Genomic DNA, 14,732 nt, shown 5'->3' with positions numbered 1-14,732 from the left:
CACTTCCGACCGGCGAGGCCCGACCCGACGGGTCCGGCCCCGGCAGTGAAGAACTTTAAAATTTATAGCCAACCTTGGCGATGATCTGGCGCGGCGGACCGTAGAAACCGTCGAGGATGAACACGGCGGGAATGTTGTAGCCATCCGTGCGATAGCGTTTGTTGCCCAGGTTGCTGCCGTGCAGGCTGAAGGTCCAGTTCTTCGGCGCTTCCCACACGACGCCAGCCGTCCAGATGCTGTAGCCGCCCTGCGCCAGGGTTTCGCTCAAGTCTGTGGTCGGATACACCTTGCTGCGGTAGCCATAGCCGACCATGCTGCGCAAGGCGCCGCCGAAGACGTCGCGGTCCGTGCGCGTCAGATTCAAGCCCACTTGCCGGGCTGGCGTATTGCTGAACTTTTGCGTGTCCGCGATGTTCTTGCCGCCGCTCATGTACTCGTCATAGTTGGCGTTCAGCAGGGCGAGAAAGCCGTTGACTTCCCACTGGCGGTTGGGCCGCCACGAGAATTCGAACTCGGCGCCTTTCACGGTCGCCTTGCCCGCGTTCGTGAAGTCGCCATAGAAGCCCGGCACGCCGCCCGGCTGCACATAGCTGGTAAACACGGACAACTGGATATCCTTGTAGCGGTTGTAGAACAGGGCCACGTTGGCGTCGAACGTATCGTCCGGTGCCGCGTACTTCATGCCCATTTCCAGCGCATCGAGTTTTTCATCCTTGTACGGCCGCGCGGAATCGGGCACCACCAGGTTGTTGGCGCGCACGTTGTAGCCGCCCGACTTGAAACCGCGCGACAGGTTGCCGTAGAAATTCGTCGTCTTCGACGCTTCGTAGCGCACCGACAGTTTCGGCGAGGTATTGCTGACGGATAGCGACTTGTCGAAGTCGGCCGCCGTCTGGATGGGCCGCGTAAAACCCACGTCGGCAAAGGCGCGGTTGAGCACGACGGCGCGCTTTTCCTCGCGCGTGTGGCGCAAGCCTGCATTGATGCTCCACACCTTGCCCAGCGGCCAGGTCCAGTCCGTGTACAGCGCCGTGCTGTCCGTCTCCACCGTGCTGACGGCGGCCGTGAACTGGCGTCCCAGGAAATTATTGTAGATGCCGCCGCCGGCCGTGCCTTCGAAGCGGTACAGGCCGATCACGCCGGCGCCGTAGTCGCCGCTGTACGAGGCCTGCAATTCCAGACTCTTCTGCTCGTCGCGCGAGTCGCCGAACACGTCGGCAATCGGCTGCGGCAAGCCGTCGAAGTCGATGGTTTGCTCGGACGTGCTGCGCCGCTTGGCGCCGATCACTTTCACGGACCAGTCGTTCGAGAGCGTGTAGTTGGCCACCAGCGAGCCGCCCCGGTTGTGCGTGAAGTTATGGCCCGGCATGCCGCTCTGGATATCGTACGCATCCGTGCTGGCCGGCCGCTTGAGCGGGTCGAAAGCGCTCACGCCCATGCGCTGGAAACCGCGCACGCCGGACTTGTCATCGGTGGCGTCCAGGCTCAGCACGACCGTCAAAGGGATATCCTGCGGAAAGTAACCGACGGACAGGCGCGCGGCCGTGCTGTCCTGGTCGCTGACCTGCTCGCCATTGAAGGTGTTGCGGCCGAAACCGTCGCGGTCCAGCTTGGCGGCCGCCAGGCGCGCGCGCCAGGTGCCGCTCTCGTTGGCCAGATTGAAGGCGGCCTTGAAATTGCGCTGGTTATAGTTACCGATACCCACTTCCGCCGACGCGCCATTTTCCTTCGCCAAGGGGCGCGAGATGTACTTGATGGCGCCGCCGATGGTGTTCTTGCCGTACAGGGTCCCTTGCGGGCCGCGCAGCACTTCGATGCGCTGCACGTCGAACACGTCGAGCAGCGCGCCTTGCGGCCGGGCCATGTAGACGTCGTCGAAATAAATGCCCACGCCCGGGTCCACGCCCCAGACGGGATCGGCCTGGCCCACGCCGCGAATGAAAGCCGTCAAGGTGGTATTCGTGCCGCGCGACGCGTACACGGTCAGGTTCGGCACCCGCTCCTGCAAGTCGGCCAGGTTCTGGATATTCGCCCGTTCCAGGGCCTTGGCGGAAAACGCCGTGACGGCCAGCGGCACGTCCTGCAGGCGTTCTTCGCGGCGGCGGGCGGAGACCGTCACGGTTTCCATGCGTTCTTTCGCATCGCTGGCTTCCTGGGCTGTGGCGGCGGTGGCCGGGCTGCCATCCTGCGCATGTGCCTGGGTAGCAAACGCGCCGGCAACGGCGAGGGCGGCGGGCATCAATTTCAAAGCAAGTTTCATAGCGTCTCCAATGTCAGGCTTGCTTACCGCCAGGGAAGACGGCCGGATGCCAGGATCGCAAGACGTAACGGTACCCGCGCGCGCAATGCGAGCACCTGCCCTGCGATGACTGTTTCCCGGCCCTCGGCCCGTGCGGCGAGTGGCCTGTTTATTTTGAATTTATAGTGAGGAAGGACTGCAACAAGGTATTCACACGCTGCGCCTGGTCCAGGGGCGTGGCGTGGCGCGAGTTCGCGATGATCTCGATCTCGCAATGCTGAAACTGTGCGGCAAAGACCCGCTTGCTGGCGACGGGCGTGTAATCCTGGTCCGCCGCCATGATGAAGACGGGCATGGCCAGGGCCTGGAAATGAATGTCGATATCCCAGTGGAAAATGGCGTCCAGCGCGGCCAGGTAGGCGCGCTTGTCCATGCCCGCCATTTGCGTGGCGAAGCGTTCGGCGAGCGCTTGCTGGGCAGCATCGGGAAACAGTTTCTTGCCGATGATCTTGCCCATGGTTTTCAGGCCGAAAGTGGCGATCACCGTGCGGCGCAGCCAGTACGCGAACAGCAGCGCGACCGGTTTGCTGCCCTGGAACGGTTGGGAATTGATCAGGCACAAACTGGCCACTCGTCCGGGGGCGCGGTTGGCCATTTCCAGGCCCACCATGCCGCCCAGGGAAAAGCCGACGATGTGCGCGCGCGGCACGTCGAGCTGGTCCATCAAGTTGAAAAGGTCATTGGCGAAGTCGCCGATCTGCCAGTCGCCGTTGGGCGTGGGACTGGCGCCATGGCCGCGCAGGTCGGGCACGATCAGGCGATAGCTGCAGCCGAGAGCGTCGATTTGCGGGCGCCAGTCTTCGGCGCAGGAACCGAGGCCGTGCAGCAAGAAAACGGGCTCTGACTGCGCGGGCTCGCCCTGCCCCGTCTCAGTGCCGAGACCCAGGTCGAGGTAATGCAATGGAACATCGGATGTCGTGTGACGCCGCATTCTGTCTCCTTGCTGTTGAACATGCTTTGTGTTCAGGTGCAGGAATATGTTTTCCCGCTGTTGGAAAACATAATACGGAATCCGAATTCCGATTTCAAGTTAAATCGCTAAATAGTTCAAGTCAGGTAATTTAAAGCAACACGCACCAGTTCATCCTCGAGCGCCGCGCCTGACAAAAAGGACAGCGAGCCCGTCAGGGTGTGCTGGTTCAGGATGCCCAGCAGCACGGGCGGCACCACCATCATCGCCTGTGTCGGGTTCGGGTGGCGGATGCTCGACGACTTGCTGGCCAGCACGGCCACCGTGCGTTGCGAGATCAAATGATTGATCTGATGCACCCTGTCGCGAAATTGCGCATCCTGCGACGCGCGCGTGATCAAGGCGCGCAAGACGCCGCTGCGCCCACCATTCACGGCCACGAACATGGCCACCATGGCGCGGATGAACTCTTCCAGGCTGCGCCCTTCCCACTGGCGCAGCTCCGTCAGCGTCTCGACCTTTTCCACCATGTCGGAAAAAAAGCGCTGCAGCAACAAACGGCTCAAGGTGTCCTTGTCGCCCAATAAACGGTAAAACGTGCCCACCGAGGTTTCCGCCAGCTTGGCCAGGTCGGCCACGCCGATTTCATCGAAACGGTTTTCCGCCAGTAACTGTTCACCGACCTGCAGCAGGCGCTCGAACGCCTGCTTGCTGCGCGCCTGGGTGGGCTCAGGGGGAACGATCATCTGCGGGAAGGGCATCGGAAAGGAAGGCATGCGGCGTCGGCGTCTCTCGATAGTGGAACCGTGGTTCCGTTATGGGTGCGCGTATTGTAACGCGGGAGACGGCCGATGGGTGCGTTCAAATGTGCTACCTGCCCTGCCACTCCATGTAGACATCGGCGCGCTGGTAATGGGCGTCGCCGGCCGGCCGCGCCACGTGGGTAAAACCGCTGCTTTCATACAGGCGGATGGCGGGCGCCAGCTTGCTGTTCGATTCCAGGAACAGCAGTTGCGCGCCGCTGGCCTCGAAGGCGTCGAAAGCCCGTTCGATCAGCCGGCGCGCGATGCCCAGACCCTGGCATTCGGGCGTGACGGCCATCTTCGACAACTCGATGCTGCCATCGCCGGCGCGGATCAGGGCGCACGTTCCAACGATCTTGCCGTCCAGGCGCGCGAGGAAAATCTGCCCGCCAGCGTCGAGAATAGAACTTTGCGGATCGGACAGCACCTTGTCATCGAGTGCCTCGACATAGAAATAGCGTTCCAGCCAGGCGATATTCAGGCGCTTGAAATCGGGCGCATAATCGGGGGCGTAATCGATGATTTCCACGGCGGCCCGCTCGCGCTGGCGCCGGCAAGCGGCGATGGTCTCTCCAAAGCCTTGCGCCTGCAAGCGTGCTTCGGCCCGGTCCAGGCTGGCCATCAGCTGCGGCGTGCCCTGTTCGAACACGGCATCGACGGCCGCGCGCACGTCGTCCCACAGCGGCGCCATGTCGCGCAACAAGGCTAGCCCGGCATCGGACAGCGCCAGCAGGCGGCGGCGCTCGTCCTTGGCGTCCGGCATCTCCGCCACCACGCCGGCATCGAGCAGCTTGCGTCCCAGCTGCACCACCACCGGATGCGTCTGCCCGATCTGCGCGGCCAGGGCCGTGATCGACGTGGGGCCGTTGTCGCGCAACAGCAATAACAAGGGGAAACAGCGTGACGTCAGTTCGACGCCGGCGGCCACATAACTGGTATCGACACCGGCATACAGTTGATCGGAAAGACGGCGCAGGCGGCTGGCCAGCATCAGGGAGCCGTAGGTTTGCAGAGTGGAGGACATGATTAGCAAGATATATGTAAGTAGTTACGTATACCGTAACGTAAACCTGTCTTGCAGGTCAAGCGCTGGCTTAGTCCTCTTCCAGCGCCGCTTGCAGTCTGGCCTGGAATACCGCCTCGGCCAGTTCGCCCAGTCCCGGCCATACCTGCATCAGCCAGCGCCTGCCCTCCTCGCTCACCGCCACATACGGCGCGTCGCGCGTGGCGCAGGCCAGGCCGATTGCGATGACTTGCCCCGCATCGTCCAGGCCACCAGCGACCATGGCGTCGATGGGCATGGCGATCAGCTCGGCAGTCAAATGCGGACGCAGCAGGCAGGCGGGTGCGATGATGGCGAACGACGCTTCCACATAGCTCCAGCAATTGGTGGGCCAGTGGGCGTTTTTCACCTTGTCCAGGAAGGCAGCGTCACTGATTGTTTCAGGATGGGCTTGCGCCTGCGCATAGAAGGCGGCCAGGGCGACGAGTTGCGGCGGGGAAGTCCAGGTGGGCATCAATCTTGATCCAGGCAAAGCCGCTCCATGCCGGCGGCAAAGGCGGACTGTAGCATGTTCAAGCGGCACGCTGAAACGCGGCTGGGCCGGGCATACTGCCGGCATCGCTCTCGCCCCTTTACCTGAGAAAATCCATGTCGGTCTACGCCATCACCATCGCCTGCTTTGCACAGATGCCGCGCTCCCTGACGATGCTGTTAACTAAAAGCCAAGAACGCGCCCAGGCACTGGGTTTCGATGCGCAAAACCTGCTCGACGCGCGCCTGGCGCCCGACATGCACACCCTGGCGCGGCAGGTGGAATTCACGCGTACCCAGGCGCAGGAAGCCGCGTGCCGGCTGACGCGGCAAGCGCTGCCCCTGCTCGCCACGCCCGCCAACCTGCGGCAAGCCAGGGCACTGTTTCCGGCGAAAAGCCTAAAAGCGCTCGTCGTGCAGCGCCGGCATCACCAGTTCGCGCACAAACGAGGCATTCGATAAACTCAGCAGCATGCGCACAACGGCGACGACGTCATGCACGGGAATCAGCTCGCCTTCACCCCGCGCGGCAGCGTCCGCCAGCGGCACTGCCAAGCCATCATAGGTATTCAAATAGCCCAGCTGCAACGCCGTCACGGCCAGTCCCTGTTCGCGGAAACCTTCGCGCAAGGCGTCGGCGATGCCGTTCAGCGCGAATTTAGACGCGCTGAACGTCACTTCCGGGCGGCCGCTCTGGCGCAGGCCTGACGTGGAGCCCGTGAGTATCAGCTGCGGCTTGCTGCTGGTCAGCAAGCGGGGCACCAGACGCTTGAGCAGCAATATCGTCGCCGTGATGTTGGTATTGACCATGTCGACGATGGCGTCGTCCGCATCGCCCAAGAAAGCATACTCGTCGCTGAAGGCCTTTTCTTCCCACACTCCGAGGTTGTAGATCACGGCGTCCAGCGCGGCAGGCGCTTCGCGCGCGATGCGTTCGACGGCCTCGGCGGGTACCGCCAGGTCCGCTGCGATCCATTGCAGCTGCGTGCCCTGGCCGGCAGGCAAGTCGGCGGGTTGCTGGCGCGATACGCCGATGACGGCATGTCCGTCCGCGAGCAAACCGTCCACCAGCGCGCGTCCCAAGCCCCGGCTGGCGCCCACGATCATGATGTGCATACTGTGTCCTTTCCAATGAAGTCAACGCCGATGATAGCGGCGTTGTATTAAGCACAGCTGAGGCTGCTCCCCCTACGTGCCGCATTTACTCACGCGACGGAAATGCGTATGCTAGCTCTGGCAATCTCCGATAACACACAAGAACGAGACACATGCCTACTTCCAACACCGCCGCAATCAACGCCGCTAGCCGTCCCCTCACCCAACAAGACTACAAAACCCTGTCGCTGGCCGCCTTGGGTGGCGCGCTGGAATTCTACGACTTCATCATCTTCGTCTTCTTTGCCAACGCCATCGGCCAGTTGTTCTTCCCGCCGGAAATGCCGGAATGGCTGCGCTTGCTGCAAACCTTCGGCATCTTTGCCGCCGGCTACGTCGTGCGTCCGCTGGGCGGCATCGTCATGGCCCACTTCGGCGACTTGCTGGGCCGAAAGCGCATGTTTACTCTCTCCATCCTGATGATGGCCGTGCCGACATTGCTGATCGGCCTGCTGCCAACGTATGCCACCATCGGCCTGGCCGCCCCGCTGCTGTTGCTCTTGATGCGCATCTTCCAGGGCGCGGCCGTGGGCGGCGAAGTGCCGGGCGCCTGGGTGTTTGTGTCCGAACACGTGCCGAGCCGCTACACGGGCTTTGCCTGCGGCGTGCTGACGGCCGGCCTGACGGTCGGCATCCTGCTCGGCTCGCTCGTCGCGACGGGCTTGAACACCGTCTACACGCCGGCAGAAATCACCGATGGCGCCTGGCGCTATCCATTCCTGCTGGGCGGCATCTTCGGCTTCGGCGCCATGTATCTGCGCCGCTGGCTGCATGAAACGCCGGTGTTTGCGGAAATGCAGCAGCGCAAGGCCCTGGCCACGGAAATGCCCTTGAAATCCGTGCTGCGCAGCCACCGCGGCGCCGTCGTCGTATCGATGCTGCTGACCTGGATGCTGTCGGCCGGCATCGTCGTCGTCATTTTGATGACGCCTGCCCTGCTGCAAAAGATCCACCACATCGCGCCGCGCACCACCCTGGTCGCCAATACCGTGGCGACGCTGTGCCTGGCTTTCGGCTGCATCATCGCCGGCATGCTGGCCGACCGCCTGGGCGGCAAGCGCGTGATCTTCGTCGGCTCCGTGCTGCTGGCCATCAGTACGTATATCTTCTACACCACCGTCGGCAGCCGCCCCGACCTGCTGCTGCCCCTGTACGCGATGACGGGCCTGTTCGTCGGCGTCGTCGGCGCCGTGCCCTACGTGCTGGTGCAAGCGTTCCCGGCCCAGGTACGCTTCTCCGGGCTGTCGTTTTCCTATAACTTGTCGTACGCGATTTTCGGTGGCCTGACGCCCGTGGTCGTGACCCTGATGCTGAAAAACAACGTGCTGGGCCCCGCCTATTATGTGATCGGCGTGTGCGTGGTGGGCATGCTGACGGCGCTGTTCATCAAGGATCAGCGACAGACCGTGGGACGTTAGATCAGCCGCCTGCCGGTCAAGCCACCTTCGGGTGGCTTTTTTTTGGCCCCGATTTGTCGCGCTGCACCAAAATCTGAAAAGGCGTTTCACATCGCGAAACTTCAGACAGCAGACTCAGCCACAAATCCTCTCACTTTTTGAAAATTCATTTCATATCATGAAAATACATAATTAAGCCATTGAAAAACAAGGAATAAATTTAAGTTATATGTCTTATATAAGACTTGAACATCGACACGGATAAGCCTACTATTTAGTCATGCAGTTCGCATCGACACAGCGGCGCACTCGACGATTTTCTCAAACTTAGTTTTTCTTTAGGAGATACACATGTCCCAATATCAAGACGACATCAAGGCTGTTGCCGGTTTGAAAGACCAACAAGGTAGCGCCTGGAACGCCATCAATCCCGAGTCCGCCGCCCGCATGCGCGCCCAGAACAAATTCAAGACGGGCCTGGACATCGCCAAGTACACGGCGAAGATCATGCGCAACGACATGGCCGCCTACGATGCGGACCCATCCAAGTACACCCAATCGCTCGGTTGCTGGCACGGTTTCATCGGTCAACAGAAGATGATCTCGATCAAGAAGCACTTCAACAGCACCGACCGCCGCTACCTCTACCTGTCCGGCTGGATGGTCGCCGCCCTGCGCTCCGAGTTCGGCCCGCTGCCAGACCAGTCGATGCATGAAAAAACCGCCGTCTCCAGCTTGATCCGCGAACTCTACACCTTCCTGCGCCAGGCCGATGCCCGCGAACTGGGCGGCCTGTTCCGCCAGCTGGACGCGGCTCAAGGTGCTGAGAAGCAAGCCATCCAGGCCAAGATCGACGGCCACGTCACCCACGTCGTGCCCATCATCGCCGACATCGACGCCGGTTTCGGCAACGCCGAAGCAACTTACCTGCTGGCAAAACAGTTCATCGAAGCGGGCGCCTGCTGCATCCAGATCGAGAACCAGGTGTCCGACGAAAAACAATGCGGCCACCAGGACGGTAAGGTCACGGTGCCACACGAAGACTTCCTGGCCAAGATCCGCGCCATCCGCTACGCCTTCCTGGAACTGGGCGTGGACGACGGCATCATCGTCGCCCGCACCGATTCGCTGGGCGCCGGCCTGACCAAGCAGATCGCCGTCACCAATGAACCAGGCGACCTGGGCGACCAATACAACTCCTTCCTCGACTGCGAAGAAGTATCGGCCGACGCGCTGGGCAATGGCGACGTCATCATCAAGCGCGAAGGCAAGCTGCTGCGTCCTAAACGCCTTGCAAGCAACCTGTTCCAGTTCCGCGCCGGTTCCGGCGAAGAGCGTTGCGTGCTCGACTGCATCACCTCCTTGCAAAACGGCGCCGACCTGCTGTGGATCGAAACGGAAAAACCGCATATCGCGCAAATCGGCGGCATGGTCAGCGAAATCCGCAAGGTCATCCCGAACGCCAAGCTGGTGTACAACAACAGCCCGTCGTTCAACTGGACCCTGAACTTCCGCCAGCAAATCTTCGACGGCATGAAAGCGGCAGGCAAGGACGTCTCGGCCTATGAGCGCAGCCAGCTGATGAGCGTGGAATACGACCAGACGGAACTGGCGATCGCCGCCGACGAGAAGATCCGCACCTTCCAGGCCGACTCGGCCCGCGAAGCCGGCATCTTCCACCACCTGATCACCCTGCCGACCTACCACACGGCAGCCTTGTCGACGGACAACCTGGCCAAGGAATACTTCGGCGACCAGGGCATGCTGGGCTACGTGGCCGGCGTGCAGCGCAAGGAAATCCGCCAGGGCATCGCCTGCGTGAAACATCAAAACATGTCCGGCTCGGACATCGGCGACGATCACAAGGATTACTTCAGCGGCGAAGCGGCGCTGAAGGCGGCTGGCAAAGACAACACCATGAACCAGTTCTGAGCTTTTGGCTTGACTGTACATTGACAAAGCCCGCTTCGGCGGGCTTTTTTGCGTCTGCGCTACCGGCAGACAGCGGTTCCGTTGTTTTGTAGGTCGGCTTAGCGGAACGCGTAAGCCGACATGCATGGCCACAAGCCCTGATTGGTAGGGTTGCCTATTGAGTGCAAAAAAACGCTTCCACGACTTTTTTGCATTTTTAACTCGTGTATCGCACTGACTATGCTGAAATACACGCTCAACTCAATCACCGGGAGCAGCCATGCATATCCCCCTTGCCATTTTCAAAGATACCGGTAGCGTGTACGGCGTGAACGTCCCCGACATCCAAGGCGTCCACTCGTGGGAGATAGCGTGGAAGACGCGCTCAGCAACGTCCTGACCGCCATCACCAGCCACATCGAGACATTGCTGGAATTGGGCGAGCCCATGGAAATCACGCAAAGCAAGATTGTAGCCCTGCAGGCAAATCCCGAGCATGCGGGAGGGATGTGGGCATTGGTGCACCTCGACCTTGAAACACTCGACAGTAAATCGTGAGGAAGCCTGCAGCTGCGCCAAACGATAGGCCGGTACCAAAATCACTTAACGACAATCAATATCGATCTCGTTCTGCCCGGCCTTGCTGCCTTTCCTGTAGGTGAATTCGCAAACGCTGACACTGTCGTCCAGTCTCCTCGACAGCGTTACTTCACCATGCACGCCGTAGCTGCATTGCAGCCACTTGCCGTCCGGATAGCGGCCATCCAGACGGTAGCTGAGCGTCGTTTTCCCTTTCCTCTTGCGCTCCCCGCTGGGCACCAGTTGCCCCCTGCGCTCCGGTGCACCATCGATCGGCGCTGCGGCACTCAGATAAAGGGGGCCGTCGATGTACGGTGTCCAGCCGGACGGTACGGCAGCCAGGCTGATCGATGTAGCAGGCACGCTCGTCGGGCAGGCGAGCGAAGCGACCACCGCACCCTGCGCGAACCAAGGAAAAATACAGCAGGCGGCGCTGATCACAAAACGTTTATGTAGCATGGATGCGCCCCTATTCGATGACGAAAAAAGCGTCGGCGTTGTTGCTGGGATCGATAAGCAAGCCATTCTTGTACTGGCCTTTGGAGCGCAAGGTTCGAGAAGTCACGATGCCCAAGCGCTTGCCTGTCCACTGATCCATGACGAGGATACCGTCCAGGGTCTGCCCCATATACAGGGCCGCGTGATTGCCTTGCGGATGATTCGCATACTTGCCGTTGATGAACGTGGCAATGGCCGTGCCCTTGCGCAGTAGCCGATTTCCCAGCACGGCCTCCCCTTGCTTCCAGGCCAATGTGGCTGGCGCGCCCGCGTAGCGGCGGACCAGCGCGACGCATTGATGATTGCCCACCATGGTGGTTTTTTCCAGGTCGTCGACTTTGGTGTAGGTGTAGGGCATGGGGCTCTCCGGGGTTGGTGGGCGAGGCTTACGATACATTGGGGAAACTGTGGGGGGGTTGAGGAAGGGCAAAGTTTGCGGGGGCTTGGGGCGTTCGGGGGGGGGCTGGGATGCTCCGCAGATGCCGAGTACTGCTCAAAAATGGGGAGAGGGGGATTTGAATCATGGCTGGCAGGCCGCAAAGATAGCCGATTCCGACGAATGGTGAATTGAAAAATACCCCAAACTATGCCCTTATCAAAAAGTTACCTATCAGCACCATGAATTAGTGCAAAAAAATATCCATTCGAGCAAAGGATTGAAAATCCTTGTGTTGGTGGTTCGAGTCCACGCTGGGTTACAAAGAACATCGTTCACGCAACGCCAACCATTACCTGTTGGCATTTTCGTTTGTGGAATTCGCAGTTCTCGCGTCCGGTCCATTTCTAAACTGTTCGCCCCCGTCACCTTGACGACGTTGTTGTGCGACGGTCCACCGCTTCAAGTTGTCGCGCCCACCAGGCTATCGCTTCGTCCAAAAGTGTGCGACCGTCCTCGCCTTCGAATGCTCCAGCGCCCATTGGCCGATATATATTCTCTTCAAGGAGAAACTGCCTGATGACATCAAATCCATCATGCTGCTGCAAATAGGCCATGATCGGCACCGGCCCTTCAGTGATCTCAGATTCATACTCTTTAAGGATGCTATTCCGTTCACGTTCAATAAAGTCGCGGAAAATAGCATTCTCGTCTCCTGAACGCCACGACTTGTGCAGGGCATTCGCCTCCAACTTGACCGCTGGATCATTGCTCCCGTCAACCTTGTCCAGAACGTGACCTACAGCACGCAATAGAACGACCGCAAGCACCCAATATAGCCGCCACTCAATGTGGCCTAATTCATTCTCCAACTTCTCACGCACAAACATCGCGTCCTGAAGTACGAGGCGCGCCTTGGGTACTCTCGTCATGTTATCAATCAAAGTTAAGAATCAGCGGCTCGATTCCGGGGCAAACCGTTCTCCCCAGCGTGTACGTAGTGGCGCATCCTAGAGTAAAGCCTTTTGAAGCCAAAGGTGTAAGATCCCCGCCGCCCCCTAATGTAACTTCGTCCGGTGCCGTGTTCAATAAATAACGTAATAAATTCATAGGTCCCTCGTCCAAAGCGTCTCACCTTGCTTGATGGATGAGCTAAGCGATCTTTTCGCCCGTCCCTTGTGCTATGCCAGGATTCGCGACCTCGTACTCCCACATGATAAGGCCCCGCCAACCCAATTTTTCAAGGTAAGAGGCCGTGCTCGCGTCCCATGCGTGCGTTTTCCGCGCCAACCTGGACACCCATTTCACAGCACACTGGACACTGATTCTGCTCCAAACTGGACAGTTTGAAGCAGCCTGAGTAAGGCCCACGGCAAGGAATAACTGTGGCAACTTGCCGGATTTTTATCCAGAGGGCAGCCTGAATTACCATCTTAACAACTCATAGGCATGCCTCCGCGAACCTATTTACCCATGACATGCCGTCATCAAGCTCAAAGAAACATGACTCAACATCAAATCCCCTTAATGAATTTGTTTCCTTATTAAAAATTGCGACGACGTTATCATCGCCTAACAGAGCCGGTGGCACATTCAATTTTGAAAAATCCAGTCTCTCTTCTATGTAATTAATGCGCCTAAAATTCTCATATCCCGCACTGGCAATTATTCTTACTTTCTCGATTGGACTAGCGCTAATAGTTTCAATTAGACTTTCACCTTCTGCATTCATGGCGGCCACATATTCTTCAACACTCACACCAAGGGAACAAATTGCAATATTTAATCCCTCTTTAAATTTTTCCTCACTTTCATTCACTCCAGCAGGCAGTCCATTGCAGAGCAAAAAATAAATTATCCCTAAATCATAACTACGAAGGCCATCGCTTGCCGCGACAACAAAATCGTGCCCATCGGGAACTCCTAGAATTTTGGAGATCTGGCATTGCTCGGCAAGCTTCTCGAACAGTACTTTGGGAAAATTTAAAGCGACACGAGTCAATCGCGCGCACATACTAAATGCCATACCAGCGTCTGCGCAATTAATCTTATTCGCAAGAAGATGAACGCATACTGAATATTCAGTGACTTCACGCGAATAAAGGAAATCAATATGCTTTTTCGAAAATTCTCTTTCTTCTACCATCTTAAAATCAGGAGTAGTCAGCTTCAACAAGTCAATGGATGCAAGTGTTTCTTGCGCCATCGCTGATGCTTCCAATATAGATACAGCGGACAAGGGTGAGCGAGCCATCAATTCACCCTCGGAATTGAGAAATCGAGAAAACAGCACGCTGCGTCCGGAAATATTTCCGCTCTTATCAAATATCCTACCGATTGTAGGGACGGCTCTCCACGGCTGACGTCCATGAGGGACCTTATTTATTACTGTGTAATAAGAAGGCAAGCGAATACTTTTAGTGTGATCGAAAAATATTTTTGCCTTGTAATAACCCGCTTCAGGCTCGCTTAATGAGCTATATGCTTCACTCATCAATTTCAAATGACGCAACCCCCATAGTGTCGACGTTGAGTCAACAAAGTGAGTATATTCATGAATTGCAAGTGGATTTACTTTTGCCAACGACGCATACTGACTCGCACTAAGAAGATTCGGATTTCCATTATTCCATTTCGGCTCAAATTTTGCAGCAACCATTCCCGCATTTTCGATGTCACGAATTTTCAGAGATTTTAAGTAGATTACTGCGGTTGAAAAGTCAAATGATCCCAAAACATCCACAGCCGAAAAATGATTTCGTTTAGCGGTTCTAGCTTCGAATTCTGCCCTGTTTAAAAATCTTGATTTTTTCATTTTAAATATTTTTTTTATTTATTAATAATATTAAAATTATTGAGGCAAGGAAAGGATGAAGTCTTTCTAAATAGTCACGGGCTGACCAAGGCGACAGATAGCTACCCCATGGCGACGAAGGCAAGAAGTGAGACGCCGCTGGCGGGCCGCGCGCGGGGTCATATCCACCATTTGGACACGGATTGGTGCAGTGGTTGGAGTAGAAGACCTTCGGTCTTTGTCGACAGCATCGCGTGCCGAGGACGTATGTTCGTTACTCTAATTGACAGGGCTTCTGCAGTGCTCAACGCATCAGCCCATGTCCAAATGGCGGACCTGCCCCTCGTCCCTGCCGCTCGTGGGATAGATAATGGGGAGTAACAGACACGCCGAATACCCTCGACCAATCGGTTAGAACGAAAAATCAGCATACAGACTGTATTTTTGCACTCCCACGAATTAATTTCGATCAACCA

General features: G+C 58.0%; 14 protein-coding genes. 4 read left to right on the top strand and 10 right to left on the bottom strand.

Going from position 1 to position 14,732, the window contains the following annotated elements:
* Window positions 1–55 precede the first annotated feature (55 nt).
* From BLU39_RS19915 to BLU39_RS19895, 5 genes are all read right to left on the bottom strand, one after another.
* Entirely contained in the window at window positions 56–2,260 is a 2,205-nt protein-coding gene (locus BLU39_RS19915; protein ID WP_198511256.1) for a TonB-dependent receptor, read from the bottom strand.
* Window positions 2,261–2,408: 148 nt separating this feature from the next.
* Window positions 2,409–3,230 (bottom strand): alpha/beta fold hydrolase, encoded by an 822-nt coding sequence (locus BLU39_RS19910; RefSeq protein ID WP_092716068.1) that lies wholly within the window; start codon window positions 3,228–3,230, stop codon window positions 2,409–2,411.
* 116 nt (window positions 3,231–3,346) lie between these two features.
* Entirely contained in the window at window positions 3,347–3,985 is a 639-nt protein-coding gene (locus tag BLU39_RS19905; protein WP_035825265.1) for a TetR/AcrR family transcriptional regulator, read from the bottom strand.
* Between the two features lie 94 nt (window positions 3,986–4,079).
* Window positions 4,080–5,036 carry a bifunctional helix-turn-helix transcriptional regulator/GNAT family N-acetyltransferase gene (locus BLU39_RS19900; protein ID WP_092716066.1) on the bottom strand — a complete coding sequence of 319 codons (957 nt, stop codon included), beginning with the start codon at window positions 5,034–5,036 and terminating at the stop codon, window positions 4,080–4,082.
* 70 nt (window positions 5,037–5,106) lie between these two features.
* Window positions 5,107–5,529, bottom strand: a complete 423-nt coding sequence (locus tag BLU39_RS19895) for a hypothetical protein (RefSeq protein ID WP_092716064.1) — start codon at window positions 5,527–5,529, stop codon at window positions 5,107–5,109.
* 134 nt (window positions 5,530–5,663) lie between these two features.
* Here BLU39_RS19895 and BLU39_RS19890 point away from each other — a divergent pair, with 134 nt between their 5' ends.
* Window positions 5,664–6,008 carry a DUF1993 family protein gene (locus BLU39_RS19890; RefSeq protein ID WP_092716062.1) on the top strand — a complete coding sequence of 115 codons (345 nt, stop codon included), beginning with the start codon at window positions 5,664–5,666 and terminating at the stop codon, window positions 6,006–6,008.
* On the opposite strand, the gene BLU39_RS19885 is transcribed toward BLU39_RS19890, so the two are convergent.
* Complete coding sequence (locus BLU39_RS19885) at window positions 5,946–6,662, bottom strand: SDR family oxidoreductase (protein WP_092716060.1); 717 nt, start codon at window positions 6,660–6,662, stop codon at window positions 5,946–5,948. The two genes, BLU39_RS19890 and BLU39_RS19885, sit on opposite strands and share 63 nt — an antisense overlap.
* Before the next feature lie 152 nt (window positions 6,663–6,814).
* Here BLU39_RS19885 and BLU39_RS19880 point away from each other — a divergent pair, with 152 nt between their 5' ends.
* From BLU39_RS19880 to BLU39_RS19870, 3 genes are all read left to right on the top strand, one after another.
* Window positions 6,815–8,119, top strand: coding sequence for an MFS transporter (locus BLU39_RS19880; RefSeq protein WP_092716058.1), 1,305 nt, complete (start codon window positions 6,815–6,817; stop codon window positions 8,117–8,119).
* A gap of 330 nt (window positions 8,120–8,449) precedes the next feature.
* Window positions 8,450–10,030, top strand: a complete 1,581-nt coding sequence (locus tag BLU39_RS19875; protein ID WP_092716056.1) for an isocitrate lyase — start codon at window positions 8,450–8,452, stop codon at window positions 10,028–10,030.
* A gap of 351 nt (window positions 10,031–10,381) precedes the next feature.
* Complete coding sequence (locus BLU39_RS19870; RefSeq protein WP_232731319.1) at window positions 10,382–10,567, top strand: type II toxin-antitoxin system HicB family antitoxin; 186 nt, start codon at window positions 10,382–10,384, stop codon at window positions 10,565–10,567.
* Window positions 10,568–10,612: 45 nt separating this feature from the next.
* Here the strand turns inward: BLU39_RS19870 and BLU39_RS19865 are convergent, their stop codons facing one another.
* The 4 genes from BLU39_RS19865 to BLU39_RS28315 form a co-directional block, all read right to left on the bottom strand.
* The gene (locus BLU39_RS19865; RefSeq protein WP_139178386.1) at window positions 10,613–11,047 is read right to left on the bottom strand and encodes an STY0301 family protein; all 435 of its coding nucleotides are present in this window, start codon (window positions 11,045–11,047) and stop codon (window positions 10,613–10,615) included.
* A gap of 10 nt (window positions 11,048–11,057) precedes the next feature.
* Window positions 11,058–11,444 carry a BPSL0067 family protein gene (locus tag BLU39_RS19860; protein ID WP_092716052.1) on the bottom strand — a complete coding sequence of 129 codons (387 nt, stop codon included), beginning with the start codon at window positions 11,442–11,444 and terminating at the stop codon, window positions 11,058–11,060.
* 443 nt (window positions 11,445–11,887) lie between these two features.
* The gene (locus BLU39_RS19855; protein ID WP_092716050.1) at window positions 11,888–12,394 is read right to left on the bottom strand and encodes a hypothetical protein; all 507 of its coding nucleotides are present in this window, start codon (window positions 12,392–12,394) and stop codon (window positions 11,888–11,890) included.
* 509 nt (window positions 12,395–12,903) lie between these two features.
* Window positions 12,904–14,277 (bottom strand): hypothetical protein, encoded by a 1,374-nt coding sequence (locus tag BLU39_RS28315; protein ID WP_139178384.1) that lies wholly within the window; start codon window positions 14,275–14,277, stop codon window positions 12,904–12,906.
* Window positions 14,278–14,732 lie beyond the last annotated feature (455 nt).

Origin of the sequence: Janthinobacterium sp. OK676 (assembly GCF_900103595.1) — a bacterium.
Lineage (GTDB): Bacteria > Pseudomonadota > Gammaproteobacteria > Burkholderiales > Burkholderiaceae_D > Janthinobacterium.
The sequence above is the reverse complement of the archived record's forward strand: the minus strand, read 5'-3'. Positions and strand labels throughout refer to the sequence as shown.